General features: G+C 70.5%; 12 protein-coding genes and 1 pseudogene. 5 read left to right on the top strand and 8 right to left on the bottom strand.

The window, feature by feature from the left end; all coding sequences use genetic code 11:
* Positions 1-240: 240 nt before the first annotated feature.
* Complete coding sequence (locus tag ACFXAE_RS23580) at positions 241-714, bottom strand: hypothetical protein (RefSeq protein WP_384718115.1); 474 nt, start codon at positions 712-714, stop codon at positions 241-243.
* A 514-nt stretch (positions 715-1,228) separates the two neighbouring features.
* On the opposite strand from ACFXAE_RS23580, the gene ACFXAE_RS23585 reads away from it, so the two are divergent.
* Positions 1,229-1,837, top strand: a complete 609-nt coding sequence (locus ACFXAE_RS23585) for a hypothetical protein (RefSeq protein WP_384718175.1) — start codon at positions 1,229-1,231, stop codon at positions 1,835-1,837.
* A 300-nt stretch (positions 1,838-2,137) separates the two neighbouring features.
* Here the strand turns inward: ACFXAE_RS23585 and ACFXAE_RS23590 are convergent.
* A pseudogene (locus ACFXAE_RS23590) lies at positions 2,138-2,405 on the bottom strand (transposase); the annotation flags it as partial.
* Between the two features lie 747 nt (positions 2,406-3,152).
* On the opposite strand from ACFXAE_RS23590, the gene ACFXAE_RS23595 reads away from it, so the two are divergent.
* The gene (locus tag ACFXAE_RS23595; RefSeq protein WP_384718117.1) at positions 3,153-3,971 is read left to right on the top strand and encodes a Scr1 family TA system antitoxin-like transcriptional regulator; all 819 of its coding nucleotides are present in this window, start codon (positions 3,153-3,155) and stop codon (positions 3,969-3,971) included.
* Entirely contained in the window at positions 3,968-4,174 is a 207-nt protein-coding gene (locus tag ACFXAE_RS23600) for a DUF397 domain-containing protein (protein ID WP_384718119.1), read from the top strand. Before ACFXAE_RS23595 ends, ACFXAE_RS23600 begins: the two co-directional genes overlap by 4 nt.
* Before the next feature lie 88 nt (positions 4,175-4,262).
* Here ACFXAE_RS23600 and ACFXAE_RS23605 read toward each other — a convergent pair whose 3' ends face one another.
* The 5 genes from ACFXAE_RS23605 to ACFXAE_RS23625 all read right to left on the bottom strand — a co-directional run bounded on the left by ACFXAE_RS23605 (position 4,263) and on the right by ACFXAE_RS23625 (position 17,530).
* A complete protein-coding gene (locus ACFXAE_RS23605) occupies positions 4,263-9,326 on the bottom strand; it encodes a class I SAM-dependent DNA methyltransferase (protein WP_384718121.1) in 5,064 nt (1,687 codons plus the stop codon).
* Positions 9,327-9,351: 25 nt separating this feature from the next.
* The gene (locus tag ACFXAE_RS23610) at positions 9,352-12,237 is read right to left on the bottom strand and encodes a DEAD/DEAH box helicase (RefSeq protein WP_384718123.1); all 2,886 of its coding nucleotides are present in this window, start codon (positions 12,235-12,237) and stop codon (positions 9,352-9,354) included.
* Between the two features lie 138 nt (positions 12,238-12,375).
* Positions 12,376-13,650, bottom strand: coding sequence for a protein kinase (locus tag ACFXAE_RS23615; RefSeq protein WP_384718125.1), 1,275 nt, complete (start codon positions 13,648-13,650; stop codon positions 12,376-12,378).
* Between the two features lie 164 nt (positions 13,651-13,814).
* Positions 13,815-15,950, bottom strand: a complete 2,136-nt coding sequence (locus tag ACFXAE_RS23620) for an N-6 DNA methylase (protein WP_384718127.1) — start codon at positions 15,948-15,950, stop codon at positions 13,815-13,817.
* Between the two features lie 173 nt (positions 15,951-16,123).
* Positions 16,124-17,530 carry an MFS transporter gene (locus ACFXAE_RS23625; protein ID WP_384718129.1) on the bottom strand — a complete coding sequence of 469 codons (1,407 nt, stop codon included), beginning with the start codon at positions 17,528-17,530 and terminating at the stop codon, positions 16,124-16,126.
* Positions 17,531-17,782: 252 nt separating this feature from the next.
* Here ACFXAE_RS23625 and ACFXAE_RS23630 point away from each other — a divergent pair, with 252 nt between their 5' ends.
* Entirely contained in the window at positions 17,783-18,766 is a 984-nt protein-coding gene (locus ACFXAE_RS23630; protein ID WP_384718131.1) for a ParB N-terminal domain-containing protein, read from the top strand.
* Between the two features lie 109 nt (positions 18,767-18,875).
* Here the strand turns inward: ACFXAE_RS23630 and ACFXAE_RS23635 are convergent, their stop codons facing one another.
* Positions 18,876-19,397 carry a peptidoglycan-binding protein gene (locus ACFXAE_RS23635; protein ID WP_384718133.1) on the bottom strand — a complete coding sequence of 174 codons (522 nt, stop codon included), beginning with the start codon at positions 19,395-19,397 and terminating at the stop codon, positions 18,876-18,878.
* A gap of 296 nt (positions 19,398-19,693) precedes the next feature.
* Here ACFXAE_RS23635 and ACFXAE_RS23640 point away from each other — a divergent pair, with 296 nt between their 5' ends.
* On the top strand, positions 19,694-20,431 hold the full coding sequence (locus ACFXAE_RS23640; protein ID WP_384718135.1) for a D-Ala-D-Ala carboxypeptidase family metallohydrolase: 738 nt from the start codon (positions 19,694-19,696) through the stop codon (positions 20,429-20,431).
* The last annotated feature ends 31 nt before the right edge of the window (positions 20,432-20,462 follow it).

Consider the following 20,462-nt stretch of genomic DNA (forward strand, 5'->3'; position numbering starts at 1 on the left):
ATGCGCGCAGATTCAGCACCCCCATTGATCGTCGCCCGGTCGGATCATCCGTTGATCGTCTCCGGCTTCCCGTGGCGCCCGGGCAGCTCACCCGGGAGATCGCCGTCCGCTGCCGGTTGCTTTCCGCCGGGCCGTCGCCGCGGGGACCGGGGAACGGGAACGCCGCGCGGCATCCGCCCGCCCGCTCGGTCCGGGCCGAACGGGCGATCCGGCGGGTGCCTGGCGGGTGATGCCCGGTTCTCAGTCGTCCAGTTCGGCGCAGAGGGTGGTCACCTTCTCGTGGGCCGCCTCCGCTTCGGCGCCCTTGATGTCGTACGTCCGCAGGCGCATGCTGATGTTCTGGAAGGCCTTGCCGAGAGCGTCGTAGCGGCTGTCCAGCTGGGCCGCGGACTGGGCCAGGGTGGCAGCACCGACGGCGCGCTCGTAGTGGGCCATCCTGGTGTCCTTGTCGTCGTTGTCGTATATCGCGTCGAGTGACGGAACACGCTTCCACGCCTGGCAGGCACCCGCCGCATCGGCCGCCGCGTCGTCGACGCCGGTCCCGGAGGCCGCGCTGTCCGGCCCGGACCACAGGAGCCAGCCGATTCCCATGCCCGCACCGGCGGCGACGACGGCAGCGGCCACCGGCGCGATCCACCGGGAGGGAGCACGACCACCGGGGGCGGGAGCCGGCGGCTGGGAGGGAGGGGGCGGCAGGGGAGCGGACGCGGTCATCGCAACGGCTTCCTTCGGTCTACGGACAGGCGATCCCGGCACGGGAACCGGCAGCAAGTGAACCACTTCCGGCACCGGGCAAGCAGTCGGGATACGCATCGAGTCGGTGAGGCGTCAGAAGCGCTCGGCTGTCCGGGCCGGGACCTGTGGCGAGGGCGCGGTAACACGCGACTTCCGGTCGGTTTCCGCTGCGCTCTCCGAGATGCGCGACGAATGGATCGCCTTACCTCGCCGTCACCTCCCCGAAGGGGATATGAGTGATATCTGCCGTAAACTCTCCTTTAGTTCCTCCGTGCTACCCAACGCACCCAAATGCAACCGCCAGTTGATCCCCAACGCCATGACGAGGGAGACTGCCTGGCGGATGCGTGTTCCCGACCGAGTGGCACTCGCTTCGGTATCCTCCCGTGCAGGCCATCAGAGGTCATTTACCCAAGGATTACTGGGCAGTTGACCTCGGGGTTTCGTGATAGCGTCCTTGTTCGGAGGGACAGTGCAACCTGAAAGGGAAATCGTGAACACGGAGAAGATCGCCGCTCGCCGCCTCTCGCTGGAAGAGGTGACGAAGCTCGGCGTGAAGGACAGGATCTTCGTTTCCGCCGACACGGCAGAACTCAAGCTTCCCGACTGCTATGTCCCTGCTTTTCTGACCAAGTCCGGTGAGGATTTCGAGGGCGGCTCGATCACGGCGAGGACCGTGTTCCAGGAAGAGGTCTCCTGCCTTCCCGACGACGAGAACGAAGCCGGGATCTACTTGGCCGACGAGAACGGCTCGGTGACCATCGAGGTTCTCCAGTCCGCCGGTGTCGTGCTGGACCTGGCACTTTTCGTCCCTGGTGGGGACAAGGGGTCCCTCACGGCCCTTTACGCCGCGGTCCGGCAGGCGTTCGGCGCCGACGTCGTGCAGATCTGGCGCCAGGGCCTCAAGGAGGTTCCCGACGTGAAGGTCGACATCTTCGAGGAGCAGATTCCCCGGGGGCGCAAGGGGAGCGACAGCCCCAAGCGTGACCGTCGCGCGATCGACACCTACCCCACCCGTGCGGACTTCATCGAGTTCTCCGCGGGGTGGAAGCCGGTCGTCGAGATCCACCGGCCGGTTGTTGACGACACCCCGACCATCTGAGGCGGCGTCACCTCTCGGTCCCGTCCTGGGGGAACGCCGAGAACGCATGCGCCGGACCCGGTCGATCCCTGGGCGGCCCAGGGAGCCGTCGGAAAACAACTCACGACCGCCGAAGCGCCGTTGTGCCGAGATCCCGGATGTGAGGCTGCGCGGGCCCGGTGCTGCCGCGCATGCGTTCTCATGCATGGAGCAGGCCATCCCCTGGGCGGTCGCCTGCTCATACTCTCAACAGAGTGAGGTGCGCAGTCGTCGCCGGCGGATGACGGCGCGGCCGAGGGCGACGAACGCGTGGTGGACGTCGTCGCGGACCTTGTCCCGGTAAGCCTCGTGGTCATAGCCGCGGTCGGCGTACAGGTGCTTGGGGCGGCGCAGTGGCCGGCCGCGCTTGCCGCGGATCGGTGGGACGGCCTGGACCAGCGGGATCAGTCGGGTGACATCGTTGCGGTTGCCGCCGGTCGCCGCCGGTTGGCGTCGTGGCCGGCGGGATGCCGTGCGCCTCGACGATCAGGTGGTGCTTGCCGCCGGCCCTGCCCCGGTCCACCGGGGACGGGCCGGTGGCCGGCCCGCCCTTCATCGCGCGGAGCGGAAGTCGGGCATCACGGCTCCCGGGCGGAGTCCAGCGGCCGGTGGCGGTCTCCTCGTCCGTGCACGGGAGGCGCGTGCTCATCGTGGGCAGGGGAGAAGCGATGCCGACCGTCTTGATCTCGGTTCTCGCGGTTCTCGTTTCACTGGGATCGCCGGCCCCCGCATACGCGTCCAACCGTCGCTCGCACATGCCCGTCTCGCAGTTCATGTGGGAGAGCGGGCAGGGAAGTCCGGGCGACCCCAAATAGTGGCTCGTCACCGCGGGAACAGGTCCTGCGACCAACACCGTCGTCGCTCAGGCGGTGAGGACCGGACTCACACGGGGCCTCGACGGCGAGGAGTGGTTCAACCGCTTCGGTCTCTGCCGTCGCCTCGGCGGGTGGGCCGACCCGGTGCTCTCCTGCAGACCGCGATGAGCGCCCGATTCGTGACCAGCCGTCGTTCCTCGTTCCGGCGGGCGGCAAGGCGGTTCGTCGGCTGACGGCGTGGCGGTGCGTCGTCCCCGTTCGCCGGTTCGACGACGGGGAGGGGAACCGGGTGAGCGACCTGACTCCGGTCGGTGTGGCCCCGGCGCAGGCCAGGTGTACGGGCGGGTGCTGTACGCGGTACGGGGGAAGCAGGGGCAAGTGACGCGAAAGCTACGGTGCGTGTCTCTAGAGTGAGCCGTGAGTGACAGTCGGGTGTGGTGCGGGGCGGTACCACTGTGCGGGTGGGTGAGGTGAGGTCACCGGTGACTACGGCTCACGGTGAGAGCGAGACGGGCATCCTGCGGTGCTTCGGGCAGCAGTTGCGGCTGCTGCGGACGAGCAGGGGGCTGACGCGGGCGGAGTTGGGTGCGAAGCTGAGTTACGGCGAGGACATGGTCGCGTCGGTGGAGCTGGGGCGGCGCATCCCGAAGCCTGAGTTCATCGAGCGGGCGGATGCGGTGCTGGAGGCCGGCGGTCTGCTGACGGTGATGAAGGAGGAGGTGGCTCGGGCCAGGTATCCCGCGTTTTTCCGGGATGCGGCGAAGCTGGAGGCGGAGGCGGTCGAGCTGCATGTGTATGCCAACCAGGCCGTGCCGGGGTTGTTGCAGGTCGAGGAGTACGCGCGCGTGGTGTTCGAGATGTGGCGCCCCCTCCTGGACGAGGAGACTGTGAACCAGCGTGTAGCCGCCCGGCTGGCTCGCCAGGAATTGTTCTCGCGCGGGACCATGCCGACGATCAGCTTTGTTATCGAGGAGAGCACTCTGCGTCGGCCGCTGGGAGGGAGCGCGGTGATGCGGGCACAGTTGGAGCAGATCCTCCTCTACGGCCAGCAGCGCAACGTCGAGATCCAGGTCATGCCGACCGATCGGCGCCAACATGCCGGAATGGGAGGTCCGTTCACCTTGATGGAGACGAGCAAGGCGCAGAGGATCGCCTATGTGGAGGTGAACGAGCACAGCCACCTCTACAGTGAGCGGCCGGTGGTTCGGGGGTACGAGGAGCGGTACGGCATCCTGCGAGCACAGGGCCTCACGCCCTCGGAGTCACTGGCCTTCGTTCAGAAGCTGTTGGGAGACCTATGAACACGGAAGACGCGGGCCGTCAGCCCCGCTCGGAACTGCGCTGGTTCACGAGTAGCTACAGCAGCGGCGCGGGTGGCGAGTGCGTTGAGGTTGCTGTGAATGCGGCTGCTGTCCACGTGCGTGACTCGAAGCGGGTGGCCCAAGGTGGGCCTGTGTTGAAGGTGAGCTCTGGGGCTTGGTCGGCCTTGCTCAACGCGATGTGAGTTGGCCGTTCCACGACCGCGTGGCTCGCGAGGTCGGCGCTTCGCAGGAGAAGCGCCGACCTGCGCTATTTGGAGCGGGTCTCAGACGTCACGGCGTCCAGCGACCAGCGGCGATCTCCTTGTCCAAACGGGCCTGGAAGTGCGCGTGCGCGGCCCGCATCTCGGCCTCGCGGTCGGCCTTGTAGAAGGGGGCGGTGTAGCCCTCAGGTGGCGGGGTGGACTCCGGGTTCTCCAGGTGGGCCATTAGGTCAAGGTAGTCCTGCTTGGTCTGCCCGTGGCCGTGGGCGTAAGCGTCCGCTGCGATTCGGCGTCCCTTGATATCGAAGTACATTGCCGCTTCGCGGTCGGCGAGGACTGCATAGCGAGACTTGTAAATCGTGGCAAGCTGATCTGCTGTAATGCCAAGCCAGACTGATACCAGAGCATCGAGTTCGACAAGGGCGGCACGACGCTCACATTCCGTGCGCAGCGGGGTTTCGTAGTCCCAGGTGCACTTGAGGTGCGCCGCGAGAGGATTGACGCCCGGCCATTTGGGGACGGCCCAGTCCTCATGACCTGGCCAGCTTGGATGAAATAGCTCTTCCCAGAGAGGAGCGTATTCTGCGGTAAGGGCATTGAGGCGAAGGGTGCGGAGAATTAGGGGATGAGCTAGGGGGTGACTAGGGTCGGGGGCAGGCATCTTAACGGCCTCGCCTGCCAAGAGGTTGGCTCGCCCTGTGACCCTCAGCAGATAGTCCAGTGGTAGCGCAGCCCAAAAGCCTGCGTTCAATGTAGTGGCGAGGTCGCTGGGGAGAGCCATGGAGAGTACGCCATGAGTGTGGGCGGGACCCGGGGGAATGAGGGCGGCGAAGAGGCTACGCTCTGTGTTCTTGGGGTCAATCATGGCTCGCCATGCCAGGCGATAGCGTTCAGTGTATCGTCGGCCATTCCAGCGGTCCTGCGCCGCTTCATACACGTCGCGACCGCTGGCTGGTGCATAGGTTGTACGCGGGATTGCGTTTTCGGGAAGGTCTGTCAGGCGCCAGGCTGCCCAGTCCTTCCCGTTGCGCATGGGCAAGTTTGGTTGCTTCGCGAATGGTGTCGCGATTGAAAAATGTGTCCCTTGAAGGATGACTTCTGTCCAGTTTGCCGGAAGTCCGACATGATAGTGGATAATTCCGTCATTCTTGGCGTTTGTTTCGTTGTATCCAGAACTGGTGAGTGGATGGCTATCCGCAAGTCGACCGTTCACCTGGGCCAGTGATGCGATGGCATCCTGTTCGTGGGTTGAGATCGAGTGAAGCAGTTGAGTCTCTTCGACTGGAGATCCTTGTTCTGAGGTGAGCATTTTCCAGCTGTTCAGAACATCTCGTGTAACGCGAATAATGCGACTCTTGTGTGGCCTGATGTCCCAGGTTCCTCCAAATTTCTGCGCAGGTGGTGGCCCGAATCCGTCATGTGTCAGTGACTCGAGCAGTGTGCTGGCGGCGTGAAGTTGGCTGAGTGTCAGGAAATCAATCTTCTGTGCTCGAGTCCCATAGATATGCAGTCCGAAGGGGACGGTGCGACCGATTTCGAAAGCCCAATTTCCAGAATTGATGAATGTGGCATGTAGGCGCAGATAATAGTATGCCTCTGCTCGGAGGCGTCCGTCCTTTGAGCCTTCGAGATGTGTGTCGGGGTGGATTAGTCCGGATGATCCGCGGCTATTTGCATGTCGCCACACTTGGCACATGAAAGACCGGTAGAGGTTAGGGCGAGAGCCCATGATGAGAGGGTAAAGTGCGGCAGAGCCAAGTGATTCTCCAACACCAGTATTTGTTGCCAGCTCATCCAAGAAGTAGTTGAGAGCGAACCTCTGAAGAGCTTCTTCCTTTCGGAGTCGCCATTCCTGAGGGCTTGGCTTCTGTGCGAGTTTGAACCAGGGCTCCAGTTCGGCCAGGACTGCGTCCTCCTGCCAGTCCGGTCTCACCCACGGCGGGTTCCCCACCTGCAGATCAAACCCACCCCGTGCCCCGAAGACCTGCCCAAACTCCAACTCCCAGTGGAAGAACCCCTGCCGCTCAGCCACATCCCGCGCGACCCCCGCCCACGGATACCGCGACTCCAGCGAGTAGAACCGCTCCATGCCCATCCACTCGGGCAACTCGTCCTCGTACCGCTCCAGTTCGTCCAGCGTGTCGAACTGGGCCACCAGCGAGTCCGCAGCCACGTCCTGCGTGCCCAACAGCGACTCGGCGAAGTCCAGCCAGTCGTCCAGCGAGGCCAGCGGGATCACAGTCCGCCGCTCGCCCCGGATCTGCTCCTTGCGGCCCCCGCCCCGCGCACCCTTCGCCTTGACCTCGACGACCTGGACGTCACCGAACAGGTCCTCCGACTCGTACGTCTCCCGCACGGGCGCACCCGCCTGACCCGGAACCGGAGCCGCCGACACGGTCCACCCCGCCGACTGCGAAGCGACCTCCGCCGCCCGCGCGTACGCCTCATGCGACCCGTCCAGCAGCGCGGCCTCCTGCACGGGCCAGAACCACAGCGCGCACCACGCGTCCATCAGCGTCTTCAGACGCCAGTACGGGGTGTCGACGGCCTCCAGGTCGGCCTTGACCTTCTCCCTCGGCACTGCGACCTCGGGTGACCGCAGCCACCCCTCCTCCGCGCCCCACACATCCACCCGCCGCGAGATCTCCCGCTCGGAGATCTCCAGCCGGCGCACGACCAGCCCCCACAGGTACTCCGCCCGCCGGGCCAGCCCCTGAAGCCGCTTCGTCTGCACGGGACTCGGCGACTTGGTGATCGCCTTCCGCCAAGCGGCCAGCGCCTTCGCCTCCGCCGGAGCCAGTGCCTTGGCCTCCTTCTCGGCCGCGACCGCGCCCCACTCCTTCGCCGGAAGCAGGAAGTGGTGCACCGCCCCCTCGGATAGCGCCGCCCCCGCCAACGCCTCGGACAACGGGAAGCGTTCCGGAGTCGTCCCCAGCCAGCCGCCCTTCTTCAGACGCTCAGCGGAGTACACCTCCCGGCGCCCGCCGATCAGCGAGTTGCCGCGCCGCAGGTGCAGCCCGAACCACGGCGCCTCCATCCCCGGATGCATCGTGTTCAGCCACAGCGACACCTCCGCCAGCTCCACCGCCGTGTTGTTGAGGTCCACGCCGTAGGAGTTGTGCAGCGCGATGTACGCCTTGGCCTTCTGGAGCTCGACCGCGTACTTCTCCGTGTCGATGGCGACGCCCAACTCGTCCTGCCGCCGCCGCAGGTACTCCGCCGCGACCTGGTTGATCGCCTCGTTCAAGAACGCGCCCGAGCCGAGCGCCGGCTCGCAGATCTTCCAGTCGAGGAGCTCGCGCGCCTCGGTCACCGTGTCGTCCTGGTCCAGCCGGTGCTGCAACGCGAGCTGCACCGTCACCCGGGTCAGCGACTCCGGCGTGTAGTACGAGGCCGACGTCTGACGGTCGCGGCCCGACAGGCGGTACACGAACGCGCCCGGCGCGTACCACACGCGCTCCTCCACGCCGGTGTCCTCGTCCTTGTGGCGGACGAACACCTCGTCGGGGTACTCGTCGGCCTTCGTCGCCGGAACGAGCCAGGAGCCGTCCTTCGGGTCACCGTTCTTCGCGACCTCGTACAGCTTCTCGCCCGCGACGAAGCCCGAGTACGACATCAGGCCCTCGTACACGGCCCCGAGCTGGTTGATGCCCAACTGGGCGTAGGAGATGAAGCCGCCGCGCTCGCGCCGCTTGCCGCGCGTGAGCATCAGCAGGCGCAGCACCCGGTACAGCGTCTCGTTGCGCAGCCGGGTGTCGATGAACCGCTCCCCGCCCTCGCCCTCGGCCTCACCCTCGACCCGCGGGTCGGGAACCGCACGCGCCCCGATCAGCCGGATCGCGCCCGGCTCGAACAGCTTGGAGTGCAGCGGCTCGAACCGCAGCCCCATGTCCTCCGACGTCTTCGCGGTCACGGCCTCCGACGGCGTCTCCGCGTCCGCCCCGTGGGTCCGACGCGGCCGGTAGCCCTCCTGCACCTTGCCGAACAGCAGGTCCAGCGACTCGTACAGGTAGAACCCCTTGCGGGACTTCTCGTCGACGAGATCGCGCTCGGCGATCAACTCGCCCAGCCGGCCAAGCCCGTACCCCAGCTGGTACTCGGGGTAGTCCGACGGCAGGATGCCCAGCTCCGGGCGGGCCTCCGCGTACAACAGGAACAGGATCCGGTACAGGTACCGCAGCGACTCCCGCGTCAACTGGCGTCCAAGTTCCGGAAGTTCCTTGACCTCCTCCGGGCGGACACCGCCCTCGCGCAGCCGGTCGAGCACCTCGTTGGCGATCAGCTCGACGCTCAGCCGCAGCCCGTCCCGCAGCTCACTGCTGACGCCCACCGCGTGCTTCGTCGACTTGTCGACCAGCGTGGCGAGGGGGTTCTCCCCGCCCTCCGCCGGCGTACGCAGCGAGTCCGCCCCGAACAGCGCGGCCACCGTGTCGAGTTCGCCGCCCGCCTTGGTGTCGTTGCGCTCCAGCACCCGGTCCAGCGACACCGCCAGGTAGCGGCCCTCACCCCACGCCGCCCGGTCCGCGAGCACGACCACACCGCCGACCAGCAGCAGCACGTAGCGCGGCGCATCCTCGCACGCGAACAGGAACGAGGCGAGCTTGGACCCGGTGACGACGGTGTGCTGACCGTCCAGCCGCAGCTCGTCCAGCAGCCGCCCCGCGCCGTCCGGGTCCAGCGCGTCATCGGGTTCCGCCGACCAGCCGCAGTCCAGCGCGACGAGATCCTTCTCCGCGTGCGCGACCGTCACCTCGTGCGACTGGTCGGCGCGCACGACGGTGAGCGTGCCCGGCTTGGCGTCGAAGCCGAGGGCGCGCAGCACCTCCCCGTTCAGCTCGCGCACGCGGTCGCGCCACTCGGGGGCGTCGTACGTCACGGCGTCGTCGCCGGTCGCCGCCCGCCCCTCGTCCATCGTGAAGTACGACCGGGCCGCGAAGTAGGTGCGGCGCAGCGCCCGCAGGCCCGCGCGCGGGGTGACCGGCAGCGCGCCCTCGGGACGCTCGGCGCCGGCGGCGTCCTCCTCGCGCTGTTTCCACTCGGCGAGCAGGCCGGACTTCAGGTCCTTGGGGAGGACCTCGGCGAGGTAGTGCGCGGAGAAGTAGTCGCCGCGGTTGACCAGGGAGTCGAACGTCATCGTGAGATACCTCTGGGCGGGTCGGTCAGGCGGCGGCGTGGGCCGGGGCGAGGACGGCGAGGACGCGGAGCATCGGACGGCCGGTGGTGAGCAGGGAGTCCGCGAGGGAGGCGAGCCGGTCGCGGGTGGCGGTGGGCGCGGAGCCGCCGCCCGCCGCCGTCAGCGTCGGCTGCTCCCAGGCGCCCAGGCGGGCCTTGTACTCCTCGATCGGCACCCGCAGCGGCTCGTCCCACGCCTCCCGGTGCCGCTCGAGGAAGGCCTCCGCCGTGTCCAGGACGGCCGGGATCGCCTCGGCGAGGTGGTCGGTGTCGTGGTCGAGGCCGGGGTTCGCCATGGTCGGGCCGACCTGGGCGCGGCGCAGCACCGCCACCATGTCGTCGTCGACCTCGCCGTCCGTGGTGACCGCCATCCACTTGACGACGGTCGGCCGGCCGAGCGCGTTGGAGTAGATGCCCTGCACGAGGTACGTGGGCCGGGCCACGTCCGCCGTCAGCACCGGGGCCTCCTGGCGGTCCAGGCGGACCAGGACCTTGTCCGTCAGCCACTCCATGACCGGGTGCAGATCGGTCAGCAGGGAGATGTCCGGCCAGCTGGACGTCGCCGAGGCGCGGGCGCGCGTCAGACTGCTGTCGGCGAGGCGCCGGTTGAAGGTGACCTTCAGCCGGTCGCGCAGGCCCTGCTCACGGACGTACTCCGGGGGGAGTGCCTTGAGGCGGTGGACCAGGTCGGAGGGCGGGACGAAGGACAGCAGCCCGGTCTCGGGGTCGGCCGACAGGTCGAGCCGGTCGTGGGCGTCCGGGTACACCTCGCGCAGCGCCTCGTCGAGGAACTCCCGGGTGGAGCCGAACAGCCGGGGCACGTCCGCCCGGGGCACGGCGGCCCCGGTGCCGTCGCCGCCGCCCGCGTCGGCGGGGTCCTCCTCCGGCTCGTCGCCCACGGCGCCGAAGAAGTCGGCGAGGAAGTCGTCCACGGAATCGTCGGCACCGGAGGTGCGGTCGGCGTCCAGGGACTCGTCCACGTCACGGCCCCGCAGCAGGTCCTGGATGAGGGACTTCTCCTCGGCCTCCGCCCGGTACAGCCCGGACACCGCCTCCGCCGTGCCCAGCGACCGGTGCGCCTCGGCCTCCCGCTCCAGCAGGCGCTCGGAGACGAGCGTGTCGTCCTTGGCGCCGTCGACGGAACTGGTGAGGATCAGCGCCCGGAACTGCGGCTGGTGCGGCTGCCCGTAGCGGTCGATGCGGCCGTTGCGCTGCTCGATGCGGATCAGCGACCAGGGCACGTCGTAGTGGACGAGCTGGTGGCACTGGCGGTGCAGGTTGACGCCCTCGGAGGCGACGTCGCCCGTGAACAGGATGCGCACGGGCGTGTCCGCGAGGCCGAAGTCCTCCACGCACTGCATCTGCTGCTCGTCCGACAGACCGCCGTGCATGACCCGGGCGGCCTCCTGCGCGGCCTTCCCCTTGAAGCCGAGCGCCGCCGGCACGGTCCGCGCCAGCCACTCCAGCGTCTGCACCCGCTCGGAGAACACCACCACCCGGGTGTCCGACTTCGGCCCGACCCCGATCTCCCGCAACTGATCGAGCAGGGCCCCGAACTTGCCCGAGTCCGCCTCCGTCATCCCCGACGCCAGCTCGAGGAGCCGGTGCAGGGCCGCGCGCTCGGCGGCGGTCGACTCCGGGTCGTCCTTCTTCTCCAGCGTCTTGATGCGCGTGGTGACGGTGGCCTTCAGCGCCGTGTGGGAGGAGAGGAAGGACTTCAGCAGCGTGTACGGGAACAGGGGCACGTCACTGACCGACTTCGACCCGTCGGACGGCAGCCACACCGCCGCCAGCTCCTCGAAGACCTTCTCCTCGGCCGGAGTCGCCGTCACCCGGATCGAACGGGACGGGCCCCGGTCCGCCCACTGCCCCTTCATCTGCTCCCGCACCTCGGGGCTGACCTTCGTACGGCGGATGAACAGGTGCTTGATGTCGTCGGCGCGGTAGTGCTCCGGGTCGCGGATCGCGGCCGGGTCGAGCAGCGAGATCAGCTCGGCGAAGGAACGGGCGTCGCCGTTGTGCGGGGTCGCCGAGGCCAGCAGCAGGGCGTCCGTGTGCGGGGCGAGGGTGCGGGCGAGCTGGTTGCGCAGGGAACCCTTGTTGATCAGGTTGTGCGATTCGTCGATGACGACCGCGTCCCAGGTGATCCGCTCCAGGTGATGCTTGTACTGGTCGGTGTTCTTCAGGGTGTCGATGGAGACGATGACCCGCTTGAAGTACGTGAACGGGTTGCGGCCCGCCGGGATCTCCCGCTGGATCCGCTCGATGCCCACCGAGTCCAGCCGCACCAGCGGGATCGCGAACCGGGTCCACAGCTCGTGCTGGAACTGCTCCAGGACGTGCTGCGGGGTGACGACCAGGATGCGCTCGCCGCGGCCCCGACGGATCAGCTCGGCCAGGGTGAGGCCGATCTCCAGGGTCTTGCCGAGGCCGACGACGTCCGCGATGAGCAGACGGGGGCGCAGGTTGCGGCCGGACAGGGCGAGCTGGGCGGGGCGCTGCTGGTAGGGGAGGGCGTCCAGGAGGAAGGAGTCCGCGAGCGCCAGGCCGCGCTCGGCCTGCGGCAGCGGCGTCTTGCGCAGCACCGCCTCCAGGAACAGGCGCGAGCGGCGGAAGTTCGGCGAGTCGTCCCGCACCAGGCGGGTCAGCTTCGGGTCGAGCAGTTCGATCCGGTCGAGCCTGTCGAAGAACACCGCCTCCTGGTCGCGCACGAAGTCCGACGCGCCCACCGCCTCGATCCTGGCCCCGTCGTGCTCGGTCCGCGTCGCGGTGCGCACCAGCCACACCTCGTCCCGTACGAGGATCTGGGCACCCGGCGGGTACTGGGCGTCCTCGCCGCTCGTCGCGGGAGCGGTGCTCAAGTCGGCGGTCACGCGGGTGCCTCCTGGGCGATCAGGTCGATGGGGTGGATGTGGGGCAGGTCGGGCGGCCGGTGGGGGCACGGCCGGGACGGCGGGACGGCGGGCCGGGAAGCGGGCGCGGGGCCCGTCCCGGCCGACCGGCCGTCGGTGTCAGAACGGGGCCTTCGCCGCGTACGCGGTACGCAGCCGCTCCGCCGTCCTGCGGGCCTGGACGGAGTGGCGCAGCGTGTGCGCCGGCTCCTTGGGCCGGCCGGGGACCGCGGACGGGCGGTGGCCCGGCTGCGGCTGCTCGCGCCGGTCACCGCGGGGGCGGTCGCGGGGCTCGGCGGGCACGGCGGCGGGCGTCCCGGAGAGCGCCGGGGAGTCGTGCGCCTGAGGGGCGGCCGGGCCCGGGACGGTCTCGACCACGGTGGGGGAGACCGGCGGGGCACCGGCCGGTGTCTCCGGCTCGGCCGGGCCGGTCTCCGTGACCCGGGTGCCGTTCGCGGGGGCCGGCCGGGCGACGGTGGGGACGCTGTCGGCGGGCGCCGTCGGCCCGTGCCGGCGCTGCTCCGCGGTGTGCGCGGTGAGCCTGCGGCGCGCCTGGGCGATCTTCATGCCCCGGGCCTCGATCACCGACCGGCACTGCTGCACCACCTCGGTCAGCGACGGCCGGTCCGCGGCGCCGTGGGCGAGCATGCCGGTCAGGAGCGGCAGCAGTTCCTCCGGGACGCCGGACAGGTCCGGAGCCGTGCCGGGGTCCGTGACCAGGTGGAACACCATGTACGGGGTGGCCGCCTCGTGCGGATGGTGACCCGTCACGGCGAACAGCAGCAGCGCCCCCAGCGCGTACACGTCCACCGCCGCCGTCAGCGGCTTCACGCCCGCGGCCTGCTCCGGGGCCATGCAGACCGGGGTGCCGACGACCTGGTGGGGGGCGGTCAGGGAGACACTCGACTCGGTGAACGCGGCCAGGCCGAAGTCGATGATCTTCGGGCCGTTCGGTCCCAGCAGGACGTTGGCCGGCTTGAGGTCGCGGTGCAGCAGGCCCTGGGCGTGCACCCCCGACAGCGCCTCGGCGAGGATCGCGCCGAGGGCCGCCGTGAGGACGGACGGCAGCGTTCCGTGCGTCTTGACGTGCTTCGCGAGGTCCGGGCCGTCCACGTACTCCGTGGCCAGCCACGGCTGTTCCGCCTCCGCGTCCGCTCCCAGGAACGCCGCGATGCGGGGGCCCCAGATCGTCTTGAGGACCTCGATCTCCTGCGCGAACCGCTGCCGGGACTCGGAGTCCACGACCGACGGCTTGATCACCTTCACCGCGGCGGGTTCACCGCCGAGCGACTCGCCCAGGAAGACCTGGCCCATGCCTCCTTGACCGATCCGGCCGAGGAGTTCGAAGTCGCCCAGGGCGACCGGATCCTCGGGGTTCAGGGGCGTGATCTGCACGTGTGTCCTCGGCATTCGGTCCTGGCGGGCGTCCGGTCAGCCGCGATGCGCGCCTGGGGACACGGTAGTGGATGGGTGCGGGGTCGGGAACGAGGGTTGCGGAACGGAGATACCGGCCCCTATGGGCGAAGAGCGTGTGAAGGGTGCGCGCGAGGGGCGCGACGTCACGTTCCGGGCGGCAGCAGCCGGCCGCCCGTGAGTCCGCCCGCCAGCAGCCGTGCCGTCTCCTCCGCCAGCTGTGCCGCCCGCTGCGCCTCCGCCCGGAGCGCGTGCACGTGCCGGAAGGCCTCGCCGTACCGCCGCTGCTCCGCCGGCGGCAGCAGCGGTACGCGCAGCCGCCCCGGGCTGAGGTGGAGCGTCGAGCTGCCGGTCGAGGCGCCGGCCAGGTTGGCCTCGGAGCTCAGGAACCCGAAGAGGAACCAGGGGTCCAGCCGCGCCGGGTCCGGCCGGAACAAGTGAACGCCGGCCCCCAGCAGGGCGCCGCCCTCCGCCTCGCCCGCGACCCGGGCCACGGCGCCGGCGCCGCCGAGCAGGCTGCGGACCAGGACGTCGCCCACGGCGATCTCCGGCGTCTGCTCGGCCCGCACGTCCGGGACCTGCCCCGTCGGCCCGGTCCCGCGGGCGATGTCGCCGCCGGTCAGAGCGGGCCGGCGTTCCCCGCCGCCGGCGCCCGCCTCCGCCTCCTCCGCCTCGGCGGCCGTCGCCCGCGGCGAGACCGGAACCGCGCGCAGCACCTTCAGCGCCCCGCCCCGCGCCAGGTCCGACACCGTGGCCGTGCGCCACTCGCGGGCCGAAGCCCCCGCGGCGTCCCACGACGCCGTGCCGGCCAGCTCGGACACTGTCCGTGCCGCCGCCGCCAGCCCCTCGCGGGCCGCCGCGGTCTCGCGGGCCAGTTCCCGCGGGGCGACGTCCGCCGGCGAGGCGCGCACCTGCCGGGCCGGGGTCACGTCGACCACCTCGTCGAGCAGGTCGACCACGCCCACCGCCCGCGCCACCCCGGCCCGCGCCTCGAACCCGTTCGGGTCCCCGGCGTACGTCGTCCACGCGGAGACGATCTGCTCCGTCACCCGCGCCCAGTCCACCGAACCCGAACGGGTTCCGCCGCGTCCCGGCGCCGACGGCTCGCCGGCCATGTCGACGAAGAGCACCGTCCGGTGCGCCGGCCGGGTCGGTTCCGGCCGTTGCAGCACCCACACCTGCAGGCCGATGTGGAGCGGGATCGCCGCCCCCGGTGGCAGGGCCGCCACCGCCCGCAGCGCGCCGCTGCGGATCAGCTCGGAGCGGACGCGACGGCCGGAGGAGCGGGACGCCGTGGCCGGCGGGAGGAGCAGCACGGCGTGGCCGCCCGGTTCGAGGTGGGACAACGCGTGCTGGACCCAGGCCAGTTCGGACTCGGCGCGGGGCGGGAAGCCGTATGCCCAGCGCGAGTCGTAGGCCAGTTCGTCGTGGCCCCAGTCCCGGTCGCCGTAGGGCGGGTTGCACAGCACGGCGTCGACGGTGAGGTCGGGGAAGGCGTCGGCGCGCAGGCTGTCACCCGTGCGCACGGTGACGTCCGTGCCCTCCCCGGCCGTCAGGGTCAGGCCGACCGCGGTGCGCCGCGCCTGGACGGGAACGCTGTCCTGCCCGTACAGCTCGCGCGCGCCGCGTGCCGCCGCGGCCGTCAGCAGGGTGCCGCTGCCGCAGGCGGGGTCGAGGACGCGGGCCGGGGAGCCCGGGAGCAGGCGGGCCAGCAGGTCGGCGAGCGGGACGGGGGTGCGGTAGGCGCCGCTGGCCGCGCTGTCCTCCAGCTCCCGCTCCGCCAGGACGCCGAGCGCCGTCTGCGCGCCCTCGTCGCGGACGCAGAGCAGCAGGGCGCGCAGGACCGTGGTGTCGGCGGCGGTGAACCGGGCGGGTTCCGTGTCCGGCACCACGTCCGCGGCCCCGGCCGCCGCGTCGTTCGCCTGCTTCACCAGGTCGGTGTCGGACAGCGCGAGCAGACCGGTGAGGTCCTCGGCGGGGCGGCGGGCGGCCGCCAGGACCAGCAGGAGCAGGTCGGACGGGCCGGCGCCGGCCCGCTCGCGGAGGCGCAGGGTGGTGCGCAGCTCCCCGCTGGGCGTGGCCGCCGTGTGCTGTCCGCGTGCGGCGAGCCAGGCGCGGACCTCCTCCAGGTCGTACAGCGGGCTGCTGTCCGTGCCGCCCGAGGGTGCGGGGAAATTCTCGTGCCGACGGCGCCAGTTGCTGACGGTGGCGCGCGTGACGCCCGCGATGCGGGAGATCTCGGCGGCTGTCACCTGGGCGGAGGGTGCGGGTGGCTGCGGCATGGGTGAGTCCTGGCTCTGGTGGTCGGCGTGGTCACACCTTACAACGCGGGTCAGTCTTCACAGGGTGTTGGACAGTGCTTTCATGTTCGCGGGTGCCGCCGCCGGCGAAGACGCACCGCGGCCCCCTTCCGTCCCGGACGAGAGAGGGGGCCGCGGTGCGGACGACGGAGGGCTCAGGGGGCCGTGGTGGCGGCGGGGACCTCGTCGTGCTCGGGGTCGGCGACGGCCTCGCCCTCGTCGAGCCCGACGTCCTTCGTCTCCTTGCCGAGCAGCAGTGCCACCAGGGTCAGCAGCGCCATCGAGGAGAGGTAGACGCCGACCAGCCACGGCGAGCCGTCGCCGGCCTCCCACAGGGCGACCGCTATGAACGGGGCGACGGCCGCGCCGAGGATCGAGCTGACGTTGTAGGAGATCCCGGAGCCCGTGTAGCGCACGCTCGTCGGGAAGAGCTCCGGCAGCAGCGCGCCCATCGGGCCGAACGTCATGCCCATCAGCGTGAAGCCGAGCACCAGCCACAGCACCACGCCCAGCGTGCCCATGCCGATCAGCGGCACCCACGCCAGCCCGAAGACCAGGATCCCGGCAGTGACCGCGATCAGCGTGGAGCGCCGGCCGTACTTGTCCGCGAGCGGCCCGGAGACCAGGGTGAACACGGCGAAGAACAGCACCCCGAAGATCATCATCAGGACGAAGGTGGTGTAGTCGTACCCCAGGCCGGGCACGGCGGCGTCCTCGGGCGTACGGCCGTAGCTCAGCGAGAACGTGGTCATCAGGTAGAAGAGCACGTACGTCGCCAGCATGAAGAAGGTGCCGAGGACCAGCTGCTTCCAGTGGCCGCGGAAGACGGTGGCCAGCGGCAGCTTCCGCACCAGCCCGGCCTCGCGGGTCCTGGCGAAGACCGGCGCCTCCACCAGGCGCATCCGCACCCACAGGCCGATCGCGACCATCACCGCGGAGAACAGGAACGGGATGCGCCAGCCCCAGCTCAGGAAGGCGTCCGAGGGCTGCGACGGGTCGGCGCCCGCCGCGGACGGCAGCAGCGCGCCGATGACCAGGAAGAGCCCGTTGCCGATGATGAAGCCGAGCGGGGCGCCCAGCTGCGGGAACGTGCCGTAGAGGGCCCGCTTGCCCTGCGGGGCGTTCTCGGTGGCGACCAGGGCCGCGCCGCTCCACTCGCCGCCGAGCGCGAAGCCCTGTGCGAGCCGCATCAGCACCAGCAGCGCGGTGGCGACCCAGCCGGCCTGCGCGTAGGTGGGCAGCACGCCGATGAGGAAGGTGGCGATGCCCATGGTGAGGAGCGAGGCCACCAGTGTGCCCTTGCGGCCGAGCCGGTCACCGAGGTGTCCGAAGACCACGGCGCCGATCGGGCGGGCGACCATCGCGGCGCCGAACACCGCGAAGGACGACAGCAGCGCCGTGGTCGGGTCGCTGCTCGGGAAGAAGAGCGAGGGGAAGACCAGGACGGCGGCGGTCGCGTAGATGTAGAAGTCGTAGAACTCGATCGTCGTGCCGATGAGGCTCGCGATGAGGACCCGGGACCGGGAGTTGACGGGAACCGGGCTGGTGGTTGGTGCGGGCATTTCACGGTCTTTCCAGGTGGAACGGTTGCCCCACGATCTCAGACATCTCACTTGTCAGGAACGTCGTACCAGAGTGTGAGACGGCGACGGGTGTTCCGCGAGCCGGGCGGGCCGGCGTGGCAAGAGGGTGTCGGCAGGTGACCGCAAGTTGCCACGTCCGCCGCTCCGGCCGGGCGCCGGCCCCTGGCAGGGTTCCTGCCAGGGGCGCGTGGGCGCGCCGGCCGGCGGCCGAGGTTTCCCAGGAGGGGCCCGATGACGACGCGCGACATCCGTGAGCCGCACCGGGACGCCGGGGATCCCCGCGGTGCCCGTGGCGCCGGCGACGCTTCGGCGGCGACGGACGAGGGCGCGGCGACGGTCGCGATCGCCGCGCTGGCCGAGGGGGACTCACCGCGGCTGGGCGGCCTGGACCCGGTCCACGTCCGGTTGCTCGCCGAACGGGTGGACGCGATGCCGCCCCTGCTGGTCCACAGGGCGACCATGCGGGTGATCGACGGGCACCACCGTATGGCCGCGGCACGGTCGCGCGGCCTGGACCGTGTGCCCGTGCGGTGGTTCGAGGGGTCCGAGGACGAGGCCTTCGTGGCCGCCGTACGCCTCAACGCCTCGCACGGACTCCCGCTGACCGCGCAGGAGCGCGCCGCCGCCGTGTGCCGCCTCCTCGCCTCGCGTCCGGAGCGGTCCGACCGGTGGACGGCGTCGGTGTGCGGAGTCGCGCCGCGCACCGTCGCCGCACTGCGCGCGCGTACCGCGTCGGAGGGTGCGACCGCCGCCCACCGCGTCGGTCGGGACGGACGGCGCCGTCCGCTCTCCGCCCGGGAGGGGCGGGAGCGCGCCCGGGAGATCATGACGCGCGAGCCGCAGGCGAGCCTGCGGGCCGTGGCCCGCAGGGCGGGGATCTCCGTGGGGACGGCGCTCGATGTGCGCCGCCGGCTCACGGCGGAGCCCGAGGACACGCCGGCCGCCGCGCCGGCCGACTCCCTGCGGCCCCGGCTGGAGCAGCTGTTGCGGGATCCGTCGCTGCGGTACAACGACCAGGGACGGACGCTGCTGCGCCTGGTGACGTCGACCCTGGCCTTCATGGAACGGCCCGACTCCGTCGCGCAGGCGGCCGCGAGCCACTCCCGGGAGGCGCTCCAACTGGTCGCCCATGCCTGCGCGGAGGGTTGGCAGCGCTTCGGGGCACAGGTCGCCGACGAGGAGCCCCGGCAGGACGGTCCGGGGGCCGCCGTGTGACGGGCGGGGGCGGACGGTCCGGCCGGGTCCGTACGTCCGCGCACGCACGACACCGCGCCGCCGGGTGGCCCCGGCGGCGCGGTGTCGTGCGGACGGCCCGACGGGTGGGTCAGGAACAGGTCCGGTTGGTGTAGGAGGCGACGTGGGTCGCGGCGCCCTCCGAGAACGCGTACCGTCCGCCGGAGTTGCGGACGACCGTGATGTCGTACCTGGACCCGGCGTAGGTGTCCACCTGGCCGTCCCCGGTCTGGTCGCGGAGCCGGTCGCCCGCCCTGGTGAACGTCTTCTTCCCGACGATGCCGTCGGCCTCCAGACCGCGGTCGTACTGCCAGTTGTAGGTGGCCGCGTGGGTCGTGCTGCCGAAGACCCCGTCGACCTCGACGGTGGACAGGTAGCCGTCGGCGTACAGGACCTTCTGCCACAGGCAGGTGGCGTTGGAGTACGTGCCGTTGTACCCCCGGGCCAGGGTGCCCTCGTCGTCCCAGTCGTCCGCGAAGGCGCCCGATCCCGAGACGTAGCCGTCGTTGATGTTGGCCGAGGCGGACGTGGCCACACAGATGTCGAGGCCGAGGGCCGTCACGGCGGCCAGGGCCACGGGGACGGTCTTGCGCAGGGCGCGGTCGAGGAACATGGAGCTCTCCCGGTGCAGAGAAGGAAGGTGGTCGAACTGCTCACGGCGGGCGGGCCGGTGACGGTGCGCCGGCCGGCGGCCGCTTCCAGGAGTGTGCTCCCTCGCGGTCGGCGGGACGCCGGTCGTCCGAGGCAGGAGGATGCGGGGCGGTGGCCGCATCCTGCCAGTGCGGACGTCGCGGCCCACGGGCCGGTGGTGTTCAGTGCGCCGGTTTGCCGTCGCCCCGCCCACGCCTATGGTGGGCCCGCCCTTCGGGCCCCGGGCCCGTACGGAATCCAACGACCGAGGAGATCGGCATGCTCAGGAGAGCCCTGTACTCCCTGCTTGCTTGTGTCATGCTCATGATAGGAATGGTGGGCACCGGCGTCACCGCCGGCACCGCGCACGCGGTCGCCTGCCGGACCTGGTCCCACCTGCCCCTTGAGCCGGGCGAGTCCAACGAGGACGTCAGACAACTGCAGATCCGCGTCGCGGGCTGGGTGACCTCCGGCGAACGCCTGTCGTACGACGGCGTCTACGGGGACCGCACGGAAGCGGCCGTCCGCAAGTTCCAGCAGGCCTACAACCTGGACGTGGACGGAGTCGCCGGCACTCAGACGATCACCAAGATCAACCAGCTGTCGGACAGCGACTGCACCCCCATCCACTTCTCCTACGCCGAGCTCAACCGGTGCAACTCCACCTGGGCGGGCGGAGCCGTCAGCGCGGCCACGGCCAAGAGCAACGCGCTGAAGACCATGTGGAAGCTGGAGGCCATCCGGCACAAGCTGGGCGACACCCCCATGACCGTCTCCAGCGGATTCCGCTCCGACGCCTGCCAGCCGCCGGACAGCGCGCCCACCAGCCGCCACCGCTTCGGTGACGCCGCCGACCTCACCGGCACCCTCGCCCGGCGCTGCTCCTACGCGGTGCAGGGCAAGACCTCCGGCTTCTCGGAGATCCTCGGCCAGGGCTACGAGGGTCACAACGACCACACCCACCTGGCCCATGACCCGTCACCGTTCTGGAGCGCCCCCGGCTGTGCCGGCTTCTGACGGTTCCTGGTGAACCCCCGGGGTCCGGCGC

This window comes from Streptomyces sp. NPDC059454 (assembly GCF_042749965.1).
In the GTDB taxonomy this organism is placed as follows: Bacteria; Actinomycetota; Actinomycetes; order Streptomycetales; family Streptomycetaceae; genus Streptomyces.

Coding starts and splice junctions, on each gene's coding strand:
- ACFXAE_RS23635 (WP_384718133.1), bottom strand. CDS start 19,397: ATGTTCCTCGACCGCGCCCTGCGCAAGACCGTCCCCGTGGCCCTGGCC.
- ACFXAE_RS23630 (WP_384718131.1), top strand. CDS start 17,783: ATGACGACGCGCGACATCCGTGAGCCGCACCGGGACGCCGGGGATCCC.
- ACFXAE_RS23620 (WP_384718127.1), bottom strand. CDS start 15,950: ATGCCGCAGCCACCCGCACCCTCCGCCCAGGTGACAGCCGCCGAGATC.
- ACFXAE_RS23580 (WP_384718115.1), bottom strand. CDS start 714: ATGACCGCGTCCGCTCCCCTGCCGCCCCCTCCCTCCCAGCCGCCGGCT.
- ACFXAE_RS23640 (WP_384718135.1), top strand. CDS start 19,694: ATGCTCAGGAGAGCCCTGTACTCCCTGCTTGCTTGTGTCATGCTCATG.
- ACFXAE_RS23605 (WP_384718121.1), bottom strand. CDS start 9,326: ATGACGTTCGACTCCCTGGTCAACCGCGGCGACTACTTCTCCGCGCAC.
- ACFXAE_RS23600 (WP_384718119.1), top strand. CDS start 3,968: ATGAACACGGAAGACGCGGGCCGTCAGCCCCGCTCGGAACTGCGCTGG.
- ACFXAE_RS23625 (WP_384718129.1), bottom strand. CDS start 17,530: ATGCCCGCACCAACCACCAGCCCGGTTCCCGTCAACTCCCGGTCCCGG.